Here is a 12,309-nt window from a genome sequence, read left to right on the forward strand (position 1 = left end):
TCAGTCTTTCATGGGGGTATCAAGGTTCAGCGCAACGCGCGATTGCGTGGTGAGCAGCATCGCGTCGCCATAGCTGAAGAAACGGTAATTCTGCGCGATCGCGTGCGCGTAGGCGCTGCGGATCGGCGCATAGCCGGCAAAGGCCGACACCAGCATCAGCAGGGTCGACTTCGGCAAATGGAAGTTGGTGATCAAACGCGTCACCGTTTTAAACGCATAGCCGGGCGTGATGAACAGGGCCGTATCCGCGCTGCCCGCCACCAGCTGGCCGCTTTGCGAGGCCGACTCCAGCGCGCGCAAGCTGGTCGTGCCGACGGCGACCACGTCGCGCCCGGCCAGCTGCGCGGCGCGCACAGCGTCGACGGTTTCCTGCGGCATGGTGTACCACTCGGTATGCATCTTGTGCTCGCTCAGCACTTCCGTGCGCACGGGCTGGAAGGTGCCGGCGCCCACGTGCAGGGTCACATAGGCGAAGTTGACGCCCTTGGCCTTCAATTGATCGAGCAGGGCCTGGTCGAAATGCAGGCCGGCCGTCGGCGCGGCGACGGCGCCGGGCACCTTGTTGAACACGGTCTGGTAGCGCGTCTCGTCGAATTCGTCCGCATCGTGTTCGATGTACGGCGGCAGCGGCAGGCGGCCATGCGCCTCGATCAGCTCGAACACGTCGGCCTCGAAGTGCAGGGTAAAGAATTCGCCGGCGCGCTGGCCGACCGTGACATCAAAGGCGTCGGCCAGGCGGATGCGGCAGCCGGGCGGCGGCGACTTCGAGGCGCGCACCTGGGCCAGCACGGTGCGCTCATCGAGCACACGCTCGACCAGGGCCTCGATCTTGCCGCCGCTTTCCTTGACGCCAAAGAAGCGCGCTTTCAGCACGCGCGTATCGTTCATCACCAGCAGGTCGCCCGCCTGCAACAGCCCGACGATGTCGGCGAACTGGCGGTCGACCAGGGTCTCACCGTCCAGATGCAAGAGGCGCGAGGCGCTGCGCTCGGCCAACGGAGTTTGCGCAATGTTTTCTTGCGGCAAATTAAAATCGAAATCGGAAAGCGAATACATGCGTTTTGCTTCAAAAGTACGTCAAAAATGATTAGGAGTGCGCTATGGAACATCTGGCACTATACTGTGCGCCTATACAGGCATTACAATAATCCGCCGCAACAATTTACAACTGCGGTACGCACAGGGTGTGCCGGACAACCCTCTATTTTACGCTAGCGGCACAAAAATCTCCGATATGTCCGATCCCAAGCCCGATCTTCCACCCGCAGCCAAGCCGGCCACCAAGCCGAAAGCCGTCAAAAAAGTGGTCAGCACGGAAAGCCGGCTGGCCAAACTGGGCTTGCGCACGGACATGGACCTGGTGCTGCACCTGCCGATGCGCTACGAGGACGAAACCAAGGTCTACACGATACGCGACGCCTGCCTGCGCGGCGGCGAGTCGTGGCAAGTGGAAGGCGTCGTCACCAAATGCGAAGTCAATTTCAAGCCGCGCAAGCAGCTGCTGGTGACGATCGCCGACGAAACAGGCAATTTGCTGCTGCGCTTCATGAATTTCTACGGCAGCCAGGTCAAGCAGCTGGCCGAAGGCACGCGGGTACGCGCGCGCGCCGAACTCAAACACGGCTTTTTCGGCGCCGAGATGGTGCACCCGACGTATAAAGTGGTCAACGAGGGAGCGCCCCTGCCCACGGCCCTGACGCCCGTGTACCCGTCCGGCGAAGGCCTGTCGCAGCACGTCTTGCGGCGCGAAATCGCCGACGCCATGCGCCGCATCGACTGGCAGGACACCTTGCCGGACCAGCTGCTGCGCGAGATGCAGCTGTCGCCATTCCGCGCCGCCGTGCACCTGCTGCACTACCCGCCGCAGGACATCGATGAAAGCGCGCTGATGGACCGCTCGCACCCGGCCTGGGTGCGCATGAAATTCGATGAGCTGCTGGCGCAGCAGCTGTCGCTGAAACGCGCCCAGCGCGCGCGCCGCTCGAAGGGCGCCGCATCGCTACCCATCGTCGGCAATTTGTCGAACGCTTTCGGCGCCGCCCTGCCCTTCAAGCTGACGGGCGCACAGGCGCGCGTACTCGAGGAAATCCGCGCCGACCTGCGCCAGCCGTATCCGATGCAGCGCCTGTTGCAGGGCGACGTCGGCAGCGGCAAGACGGTGGTGGCGGCATTGTCCGCCACGCAGGCGATCGACAGCGGCTACCAGGCCGCGCTGATGGCGCCCACGGAGATCCTGGCCGAGCAGCACTTCCGCAAGATCGCCGCCTGGATGGAGCCGCTGGGCGTCAAGGTGGCGTGGCTGACGGGCAGCCTGAAGAAAAAGGAAAAGATGGCCGCGCTGGCCCTGATCGAGTCGGGCGAAGCGCAGCTGGTGATCGGCACGCACGCGCTGATCCAGGATAACGTGCTGTTTGCCAAACTGGGCCTGGTAATCGTCGACGAGCAGCACCGCTTCGGCGTGGGCCAGCGCCTGACACTGCGCAACAAGGGCGACAGCGCGGCCGTGCCGCACCAGCTAATGATGTCGGCCACGCCGATCCCGCGCACCCTGGCCATGACCTATTACGCCGACCTGGAAGTGTCGGTGATCGACGAACTGCCGCCCGGACGCAGCCCCATCGTCACGCGCGCCATCGACCAGAACCGGCGCGACGAAGTCATCGCCCGCGTGTATGCGGCCGCATTGGAAGGCCGGCAAGTGTACTGGGTCTGCCCGCTGATCGAGGAATCGGAAGCGCTGCAGCTGCAGACGGCCACCGACACCTACATGATGCTGGCCGAAGCCTTGCCCGCGCTGCAGGTGGGCCTCGTGCACGGCCGCCTGAAGCCGGCGGAAAAGCAGGAAGTGATGGACGCCTTCATCGCCGGGCATATCCACGTGCTGGTGGCCACCACCGTCATCGAGGTGGGCGTCGATGTGCCGAACGCCTCGCTGATGGTGATCGAGCACGCCGAGCGCTTCGGCTTGTCGCAGCTGCACCAGCTGCGCGGGCGCGTGGGCCGCGGCTCGGCGGCCAGCGTCTGCCTGCTGCTGTACCAGGGCCCCCTGGGGGGCGTGGCGCGCCAGCGCTTGATGACCATGCGCGAGACGACGGACGGCTTTGAAATCGCCCGCCGCGACCTGGAAATCCGCGGCCCCGGGGAGTTTCTTGGCGCGCGCCAGTCCGGCCAGGCCATGCTGCGCTTCGCCGACCTGGAAACGGATCAATGGCTGGTCGACCAGGCCCGCGACGTGGCGCACGACCTGCTGCACGCCACCACGGCCGCCGCTGCCGCCACCGTGGAAGCGCACCTGGCGCGCTGGCTGGGTGGGAAAGAGGAATTTTTGAAGGTGTAGATCGGGTATTGCCTGCTTGCGGGTGTTGTCGGATTACGGCCTTACGGCCTAATCCGACCTACGCAAAGATACGCCGTGGCAGGTCGGATTAGCGCGCAGCGCGTAATCCGACAACATTGTTAGCGCTGCTCACTCCCGCCCAATACCCGCCACATCCACAACATCCCCGCCCCAATCCGCGGCACACCATCCCTGCCTTACATACCGGTGAAAACTGGAATACGGCCAATCGATGACTTTACTCACAAGACCATGCTTGACGGGGTTGTAGTGGATGTAATCGACGTGGTTTGCGAAGTCGCTCTCGTCACGCAGCACATGCTCCCAGAAGCGGTGCTGCCAAACGTCTTTAAATTCTGCATGCTTGCTGAACCACGTCTTGATCAGCCTCCAGCGCATCATGAAATCGGCATCGCCTTCAGGCAAGGTCCAGATGCAATGCAGGTGATCGGGCAGGATGACGATAGCGTCGATAGCGAACGGCCGTTTATGCCGCACGGCGCGGAAAGAATCACGCAGCAAATCCACGGCATTGGCAGCAGAAAAAACGGGCCGGCGATGGGCAGTCACCACCGTGAAGAAAAAGCTGCCGCCTGGCTGGAATGCGCGTCGGTATCGCATGGTTTCAAGGTGTTGCCGGATTACGGCCTTCGGCCTAAGCGCCGTTGGTATTGTTTATTTTCGGGTGTTGCCGGATTACGGCCTTCGGCCTAAGCGCCGTTGGTATTGTTTATTTTCGGGTGTTGTCGGATTACGGCCTTCGGCCTAAGCGCCGTTGGTATTGTTTATTTTCGGGTGTTGTCGGATTACGCCGCAGCAGGTCGGGTAGGTCGGATTAGCGTAGCGTAATCCGACTTTTCGCAAGCTACATTGCGCCCACGCAGCCTACATGCACATCCAGAAGCGATTCGCCAGGTCCAGCATGAAGTCGGGCCGCAGATAGGCCAGGAAGACGATGGCCAGCAGCGCGGCGCCAGCCAGGCGCCACAGCCATGTGCGCCAGCTGGCCATTACGCGGCCACCGCCACGCGCTTGACGGCGCGCTCGTCGATGGGCAGGTTGATCAGCGCGGCCAGCAAGCCCAGGCCGATGGTGATCATCCACACGATGTGGTAACTGCCCTGGTGCTCGTACAGATAGCCGCCCAGCCAGGCGCCGAGGAAACTGCCCACCTGGTGCGAGAAGAACACCATCCCGGCCAGCATCGACAGATGCTTCACGCCGAAGATGCCGGCGATGATGCCGTTCGTCAGCGGCACGGTCGACAGCCACAGCACGCCCATGCCGGCGGCGAACAGATACACGGACCATGCCGACAATGGCGCCAGCAGGAACGCGGTGATGACCACGGCGCGCGTCACGTAGATGGCCGACAGGAGGTAGCGCTTGGCGATCTTGCCACCGAGTTTGCCCGCATAGTAGGAGCCGACGATGTTGAACAAGCCGATCAGGGCCAGTGCCGTGACGGCGACGTTCGGGTTCATCAGGCCCTGGTCCTTCAGGTAGGCCGGCAAGTGCACGCCGATGAAGACCAGCTGGAAACCGCAGACAAAATACCCGGCCAACAGCAGCCAGAACGAGCGGCTGGCGATGGCTTCGCTGAAGGCGGCGCCCACGCTTTGCTGCGGGCCGCTGGCGTGCGAGACAGGCGGCTCGCGCAGGTAGAAGGCCATCGGGATCATGGCCAGCAGCACCAGCGCTGCCAGCACATAAAAGGCGTTTTGCCAGCCCACGGCGGAGATCAGCTGCTGCTCCACCGGCATCATGAGGAACTGGCCGAACGAGCCGGCCGCCGACGAGATGCCGAAGGCCCACGAACGCTGCTCGGGCGGCGCGCTGCGCCCAATGATGCCGCTGATGGCGCCAAAAGCCGTGCAGGCCAGCGCCAGGCCGATGAAGATGCCGGAGCCGACGATGAACAGGGTGGGCTGCGTCACGAGCGCCATCCACACGAGGCCCGCCATGTAGCTGATGGCGCCGACGATGACCACGCGCATGGTGCCGAAACGGTCGGCCGCCATGCCGGCGAACGGGCCGAAGACGCCCCACATCAGGTTTTGCATGGCCAGCGCCAGCGAATACGTTTCGCGCGTCCAGCCATTCGCTTGCGAAATCGGCTGCATCCAGAAGCCCAGACCGTGGCGCACGCCCATCGCCAGGGTCAGGACGACGCCGCTGGCGATGAGGACAGTTTTCAGGCTGGGGCGGGATGAGTGCAATGTCATGGGATTCCTGTTCACGCCTGGTCGGCTTGGTAGACGAGGCCGATCTGGCCGCGCATGGTGTCGAGGTTGTGCATCAGCGCCACGCTGTCGGCATGCGGCATGAGGGGGCTTTCCAGCAGGCCGGCGCGGATGCAGCGCATCGCCTCGATGGCTTCATGCGCATAGCCATTGCCCAGGTGGGGCACGGCGACGACGCGGCGTTCGCCATCCATCGTCTCGACGATCAGGTGGTCGGGCTTGTAAAACCGGCTGGGCAGGCGGATGCGTCCCAGGCTGCCGGAAATGGTCATTTCCGTCGGCGTTTGCGCGCGCAGGCTGCAGGCGCAGGACGAGGTGCCGCCGCCCGCGTGCAGCAGCGAGAACGCGACTTGCTCATCGACGCCGGTGGCGCCCATCTCGGCCAGCGCCTGCACCTGCGATACGGGGCCGAGGAAGAAGGCCGCCATCGACAGCGGATAAATGCCCACGTCGAGCAGCGCGCCACCACCGAGCTCCGGATTGAACATGCGGTGCTCGGGCGGGAAATTGGCGACAAAGCCGATATCGGCCTGCACTTGCTGCAGCACGCCGATTTCGCCGCTGGCGATGATGCGTTGCGCTTCCTGCACGGCGGGCAGGAAACGGCTCCACATGGCTTCCATCAAAAACAGTTTTTTCTCGCGCGCCATATCGACCACGGCCTGCGCTTCGCGCGCATTCATGGTGAACGGTTTTTCGCATACGACGTGCTTGCCGGCGGCCAGGCACAGCAAGGCATTTTCCGCATGCAGGGTGTGCGGTGTGGCGACGTAGATCACGTCCACGCCGGGGTCCATGGCCAGCGCCTGGTAGGAACCGTGGCAATGCTCAATGCCGAATTCGGCACCAAAGGCCTGCGCACCGGCGCTGCTGCGCGAGGCGACCGCCACCAGTTGCGCGCCAGGCGCATCGCGCAAACCATTGGCCATCGCGCGGGCGATCTTGCCGGTGCCGAGAATGCCCCAGCGGACGGTATGTTCCATGCTATTGATCTCTTTCTGCGCCAGCCACCTTGCGCTTCGGGCGGAACACCGCCGCGTCATTGTAAAAATCGTCGTCCTGGCCTTCGCACCAGCCGGGCAAACCGAGCACCGGCAGCGGCGTGAAGTCCGCCGTGGTGAGGCCTTGCTGCGCCAGGTCTTGCGCCACCCGCTCGTCGAGCCAGGCGCGGCGTGCCGCATCGTCCAAGGTGAAATAGGCGTCGCCGGCGAAGATCACGCGCGTGTGCGCCGTGATGGCCTTGCGCGGTGCCACCAGTTTTTCCATCAGCGCGTGGCCGAACAGCCAGACATCGGCATCGCCGTCCGCGCCAAATTTCTCGCGCTGCGCAATGAAAGCGCTGCGCCAGTCGTGCCCGCGCAAGGCCACGTCCAGCGCGCGCCCCGCGTCGCTGTCGCGCAGCACCAGCAAGGCGGAATTTTCGTCAAAAATCGTCGCGCCATCGCGCGCGGGACCACGCGATTTTCCCACGCCCGACAGCGCGATCTGCGCCGCTTGCAGCGCATTCAATTGGCGCTTGATGCGGGGGAAGGTGAGCCACACGAGCGCGTTGAAAAAATCGTGCAGATTGTCGCGCGTGGGCACGCCGCCCGTCGCGCCGATGAACTCTTCATAGGCCACGCCCTCGGGCAGGTCCGCTTGCGGCACGAAGGCCAGCGGCAGGCCAGACGGATTGCGCAAGTCCAGCGCCCGCGCCCGTCCATTGAGCGCGGCAATCACCGTATCGCGCTGCAGGTCCAGCTGCCGTCGCGCCGGCAGCACCGTGGCAAACCAGGGGCGGGTCCAGTCTATCGATGGCAGCATGAACGCCTAGACCATTTTCCAGTTGATCTGCTCGCCCGCGTTGAGCGGAATCACGTGGCTGTCGCCCAGCGGCAGCGAGGCTGGCAAGGTCCAGCTTTCGCGTTTCAGGGTGATGGTGTCCGTGTTGCGCGGCACGCCGTAGAAAGCAGGGCCGTGGAAGCTGGCGAACGCTTCGAGCTTATCGAGCGCGCCAGCCCGTTCGAATGCTTCGGCATACATTTCCATCGCGTGCAGGGCCGTATAGCAACCGGCGCAGCCGCAAGCCATTTCCTTGGCGCCTTGCGCGTGCGGCGCCGAATCCGTGCCGAGGAAGAAGCGCTCGTCGCCGCTGGCGGCGGCCGTCATCAGTGCCAGGCGGTGCTCTTCGCGCTTCAGGATAGGCAGGCAGTAGTAATGGGGACGGATGCCGCCCTTGAAAATCTCGTTGCGGTTGTACAGCAGATGATGCGCCGTGATGGTGGCGGCAATCGGGCCTTCCGCTTCGGCCACGTACTGTGCCGCATCCTTGGTGGTGATGTGTTCGAACACGACGGACAGGGCCGGGAAGGCGCTGCGCAGCGGGCGCATCACGCGCTCGATGAAGACGGCTTCGCGGTCGAAAATGTCGATTTCCGGGTCCGTCACTTCGCCATGCACGAGGAAGGGCATGCCCACTTCCTGCATCACTTCGAGCACCTTGTAGCAATTCTTCAAATCCGTCACGCCAAGGTCGGAATTGGTGGTCGCGCCAGCCGGATACAGTTTCACGGCTTGCACGATGCCGCTGTCCTGCGCGCGGCGGATTTCGTCGGGCGAAGTGTTGTTCGTCAGGTACAGCACCATCAGCGGATCGAAGTTCACGCCTTGCGGCACGGCGGCCAGGATGCGCTCGCGGTAGGCGCTGGCATCGGCCGTGGTGGTGACGGGCGGTTTCAGGTTCGGCATGACGATGGCGCGACCGAACTGGCGCGCGCTGTGCGGCAGCACGCTGGCCATGACGGCGCCGTCGCGCAGGTGCAAATGCCAGTCATCCGGACGGGTGATGGTGATGGAGGCTGGGGTGTGATCGAGTGTGGACATGGCGGCTGCTCTCAGGCGGTCATTGCGAATAGCGCCATTTTACCAGCCGCGGGGCGGCCTCGCAGGCTGCGGCGGCTACTGCCCGATGGTTGCCGGACGATCAAACGGCCGGTTCGCACCGGCCGTTTTCAATCTCGGGAGCGTACGGGAATCAGGACTTGGCCGGCGCCGCTTCCTGCTTTGCCACCCAGGCGCGCAGTTCCGCCAGCATCCGGTCCAGCGCGGCGCGGTCGTACACGTGGCCACGGCTGACCACCAGGCGGATCTGGCGCGTGGCGCCGATGTCCTGCAGCGGGTTCGCGTCGAGCACCAGCAGGTCGGCCGCCTTGCCGGCCGCCACGCTGCCGTAGCGGCCCAGCTTGCCCAGGAAGCGGGGACCGTTGATGACGGCCGACTGCAAGGCTTGCTGCGGCGTCAGGCCGTACTGCACATACAGGCCGATTTCATCGTGCAGGGCCTGGCCCGGATAGTCGAAGGAATTCAAGAAGCCCGCATCGGTGCCGGCGATGATGCTCACGCCCTGCTGCTGCAAAATGGGCAGCAGCTTGGCCGATTGTTCGAACTGCGCGTGGCGCTGGACGATCGCTTCCGGGCCATCCTTGGCGGCGCGCTGCACGCGCCAGTCGTAGGTGGCGCGCAAGCCCTTGCCGATGTATTGCAGGGCCTTGTCGTGCGTGTGGTCTTCGCGGTCCAGGTACGCCGTCACACGCGAACCCCACAGGGTCGGCACGATGGCCGTACCGCGCGCGGCCAGGTAGCTGAAGGCCTTGCGCGCCGTCGGCTCGTCGTAGCTTTGCACGCTGGCCTGCATGGCTTCCTTGCCCGTCATCGCGCCGGCGGCCACCTTGGCCGTCAGCTCCTGCTCGCGCGGCGTGGTGGCGCGCAGCAAATACGATTGATGCTCGATCGTGCCCAGGCCCGCATCGGCCATCTGCCCCAGGGTCAGCTGCACGGGGATATGGCCCGACGTGCGCATGCCCCGTTCGCGCGCCTGGTGCAGCGCTTCCAGGTACAGCTCCGGCTTCAGGGTGTTTTCCGTGATCTTCACGAAGTCCACCTGCTGCGCCTGCAGTCCGTCCAAGGCGCGCGTGACTTCCTGCGGCGTGCCCACTTCGATGGTGCCCTTCCACAGCGGCTTGATGCCTTCGAGTTTGGCGCCAGAAGTAAAAATCGTCGGGCCTTCCAGCTGGCCCGCATTGATCTGCTGGCGCCATGCCAGCACCGTGTCGGGCAAGTCGCCCGAGCAGTCGCGTACCGTGGTGATGCCGTGCGCCAGATACAAGGGCAGCAGCTGCTTGTTCTCGTCGATCAGCTCCGGGCCGCCGCCGAAATGCACGTGCGTATCCCACAGGCCCGGCATCAGATACTTGCCGGGCAGGCGGATGGTCCGCTTCGGCGCATAGCTGGGCAGCTGCGCGTCATCGACGACGGCGACGATGCTGTCGCCCTTGAGCAGCACAGTCTTGCCCTTGACCTCCTTACCCGCAGCCACGTCGATCACGGTGGCGTCGCGCAGGGCGATGTCGACGGCGATCTTGTCGGCCGCGTGGGTATGGGCGAGCAGGCCCAGCGCCAGCATGGCGCCGGCTATGTGTTTCATGTCAGGCATTCGTACTCAACTTCAACGTGATGGAAAATTAATGGATGATCTTGGCGAGGAAATCGCGTGCGCGGTCCGAGCGCGTCGTGTTGAAGAAGTCATCCTTGCTGCAATCTTCGATGATCTTGCCCTGGTCCATGAAGACGATGCGGTTGGCCACGCGCCGGGCAAAGCCCATTTCGTGCGTGACGACCATCATCGTCATGCCTTCCTGCGCCAGACCCACCATCACGTCGAGCACTTCGTTGATCATTTCCGGATCGAGCGCCGATGTCGGCTCGTCGAACAGCATGGCGATCGGGTCCATCGACAGCGCGCGGGCGATCGCCACGCGCTGCTGCTGGCCGCCCGACAGCTGGCCGGGGAACTTGTCCTGCTGCGACAGCAAGCCCACGCGGTCCAGGTATTTCAAGCCCTTGGCATTGGCTTCGTCGGCGCTGCGGCCCAGCACCTTGATCTGGCCGATGGTGAGGTTTTCACGGATCGACAGATGCGGGAACAGCTCGAAATTCTGGAACACCATGCCGATGCGGGCGCGCAGTTTCGACAGATTCGTTTTCGGATCGTTGACGGTGATGCCGTCGACAATGATCTGCCCCTGCTGGATCGGCTCGAGGCCGTTGACGGTCTTGATCAGGGTCGACTTGCCGGAGCCCGACGGGCCGCAAATGACCATCACGTCGCCCTTGGCGACGTTGGTGGTGCAGTCGGTCAGTACCTGGAACTGGCCATACCATTTGCTGACGTTATTGAGTTCAATCATCTTGTTCTTTCTTTTACGGTTAGCGAATGATGGCGACGCGTTTCTGCAGGCGTTTTACCAGGAACGACAAGGCATAGCACAGCACGAAATACACGACGGCGACAAACACGTACATCTCTACCAGGCGGCCGTCGCGCTGGGCGATTTTTGATGCGGCGCCGACGAAATCGGGAATCGACAGCACGTACACGAGCGACACGTCCTGGAACAGCACGATGGTCTGCGTCAGCAGCACGGGGATCATGTTGCGGAACGCTTGCGGCAGCACGATGTTGCCCATGGTCTGACGGTAGTTCATGCCCAGCGCCTGGCCAGCCCACACCTGGCCACGCGGGATCGACTGTATGCCGCTGCGCATGATCTCGCAATAGTAGGCCGCCTCGAACATGATGAAGGTGATCAGCGCGGAAGAGAACGCGCCCACTTTCACGGGCTCGTTGGCGCCGATGATCCAGGCGGCGATATACGGCACCAGGAAGTAGAACCAGAAGATCACCAGCACCAGCGGGATCGAGCGTATCAGATTGACGTAGCTCGACGCCACGCCAGAGACGATGCGGTTGCTGGACAAGCGCATCAGCGCCAGCACGGTACCGAGCACGATGCCGCCGACCATGGCCAGCGCCGTCAGTTTCAGGGTGAAGACCATGCCGGTCTGGAACAGGTAGACCCACGAGCGGGAGATGACATCGAAGTCGAAATTGCCGAACATATCAATGTCCTCCCGTCTTGGCGCCAGCGACGATGAAGCCAGGGATGGCGACCTTTTTCTCGATCAGGTGCATCAGCACCACCACCAGCAGGTTGACGACGACGTAGATGATGGTGGCGGCCGAAAACGCCTCGAACACCTGGAAGGAAAACTCCTGGATGGCGCGCGCGCTGGCCGTCAGCTCGATCAGGCCGATGGTCAGGGCCACGGAACTGTTCTTGATGATGTTCAGAAATTCGCTGGTCAGCGGCGGCATGATGACGCGCGCGGCCATCGGCAGCAAAATGAAGCGGTAGGTTTGCGGCAGGGTCAGGCCCAGCGCCGTGCCGGCCAGTTTCTGCCCGCGCGGCAGCGCCTCGATGCCCGTCGTCACCTGCACGGCCACGCGCGAGGAGGTAAAGAATCCCAGGCACAGCACGGCCGTGACGAACGGCGCATTTGGCAGCGACTTGACCCAGGCGCCGAGGTCCGGCGGCAGCAGTTCCGGCATGACGAAATACCAGAGGAACATCTGCACCAGCAGCGGCACGTTGCGGAACAGTTCGACGTAGGTATTGGCCACGCCCACCAGCCATTTGTTCGGCAAGGTGCGGATGGTGCCGATCACCAGGCCCAATATCAGCGCCATGATCCACGCCGCACCGGCCGTGGCCAGGGTCCAGGTCAGGCCGGACCACAGGGTGTCCATATACGTGCCCACGCCATCGGGAGAAATCTCCCAGAAAATGCGCCAATTCCAGTTGTAATTCATGATCATCCTTCGCATGCAGCCCGAGGACAGCGGCCAGCCGG

At 63.6% G+C, this 12,309-nt stretch carries 12 protein-coding genes; 1 reads left to right on the forward strand and 11 read right to left on the reverse strand.

The window, feature by feature from the left end; translation table 11 throughout:
• Positions 1-1,056, reverse strand: a complete 1,056-nt coding sequence (gene queA, locus ACQ4WO_RS25020; RefSeq protein WP_436483694.1) for a tRNA preQ1(34) S-adenosylmethionine ribosyltransferase-isomerase QueA — start codon at positions 1,054-1,056, stop codon at positions 1-3.
• A gap of 178 nt (positions 1,057-1,234) precedes the next feature.
• On the opposite strand from queA, the gene recG reads away from it, so the two are divergent.
• Entirely contained in the window at positions 1,235-3,337 is a 2,103-nt protein-coding gene (recG, locus tag ACQ4WO_RS25025) for an ATP-dependent DNA helicase RecG (RefSeq protein WP_436483696.1), read from the forward strand.
• A gap of 129 nt (positions 3,338-3,466) precedes the next feature.
• Here the strand turns inward: recG and ACQ4WO_RS25030 are convergent, their stop codons facing one another.
• The 10 genes from ACQ4WO_RS25030 to ACQ4WO_RS25075 form a co-directional block, all read right to left on the reverse strand.
• A complete protein-coding gene (locus ACQ4WO_RS25030) occupies positions 3,467-3,958 on the reverse strand; it encodes an REP-associated tyrosine transposase (RefSeq protein WP_436483697.1) in 492 nt (163 codons plus the stop codon).
• Between the two features lie 264 nt (positions 3,959-4,222).
• On the reverse strand, positions 4,223-4,348 hold the full coding sequence (locus tag ACQ4WO_RS25035) for a hypothetical protein (RefSeq protein ID WP_257620246.1): 126 nt from the start codon (positions 4,346-4,348) through the stop codon (positions 4,223-4,225).
• Positions 4,348-5,562 (reverse strand): MFS transporter, encoded by a 1,215-nt coding sequence (locus tag ACQ4WO_RS25040; protein ID WP_080698372.1) that lies wholly within the window; start codon positions 5,560-5,562, stop codon positions 4,348-4,350. The genes ACQ4WO_RS25035 and ACQ4WO_RS25040 overlap by 1 nt, the downstream gene beginning before the upstream one ends.
• An 11-nt stretch (positions 5,563-5,573) precedes the next feature.
• Entirely contained in the window at positions 5,574-6,563 is a 990-nt protein-coding gene (locus ACQ4WO_RS25045; RefSeq protein WP_436483698.1) for a Gfo/Idh/MocA family protein, read from the reverse strand.
• A 1-nt stretch (position 6,564) separates the two neighbouring features.
• Positions 6,565-7,383, reverse strand: coding sequence for a DUF3025 domain-containing protein (locus tag ACQ4WO_RS25050; RefSeq protein ID WP_436483700.1), 819 nt, complete (start codon positions 7,381-7,383; stop codon positions 6,565-6,567).
• Between the two features lie 6 nt (positions 7,384-7,389).
• On the reverse strand, positions 7,390-8,442 hold the full coding sequence (pyrC, locus tag ACQ4WO_RS25055; protein ID WP_034745484.1) for a dihydroorotase: 1,053 nt from the start codon (positions 8,440-8,442) through the stop codon (positions 7,390-7,392).
• 151 nt (positions 8,443-8,593) lie between these two features.
• Positions 8,594-10,042 carry an amidohydrolase family protein gene (locus ACQ4WO_RS25060; protein WP_436483701.1) on the reverse strand — a complete coding sequence of 483 codons (1,449 nt, stop codon included), beginning with the start codon at positions 10,040-10,042 and terminating at the stop codon, positions 8,594-8,596.
• Between the two features lie 37 nt (positions 10,043-10,079).
• Positions 10,080-10,805 carry an amino acid ABC transporter ATP-binding protein gene (locus tag ACQ4WO_RS25065; RefSeq protein WP_076571831.1) on the reverse strand — a complete coding sequence of 242 codons (726 nt, stop codon included), beginning with the start codon at positions 10,803-10,805 and terminating at the stop codon, positions 10,080-10,082.
• Positions 10,806-10,824: 19 nt separating this feature from the next.
• Positions 10,825-11,517, reverse strand: a complete 693-nt coding sequence (locus ACQ4WO_RS25070) for an amino acid ABC transporter permease (protein ID WP_166446590.1) — start codon at positions 11,515-11,517, stop codon at positions 10,825-10,827.
• A 1-nt stretch (position 11,518) separates the two neighbouring features.
• Entirely contained in the window at positions 11,519-12,268 is a 750-nt protein-coding gene (locus ACQ4WO_RS25075) for an amino acid ABC transporter permease (protein WP_436483703.1), read from the reverse strand.
• Positions 12,269-12,309: the final 41 nt, after the last annotated feature.

The organism is Janthinobacterium aestuarii (genome assembly GCF_051380835.1).
Taxonomy (GTDB): Bacteria; Pseudomonadota; Gammaproteobacteria; order Burkholderiales; family Burkholderiaceae_D; genus Janthinobacterium; species Janthinobacterium aestuarii.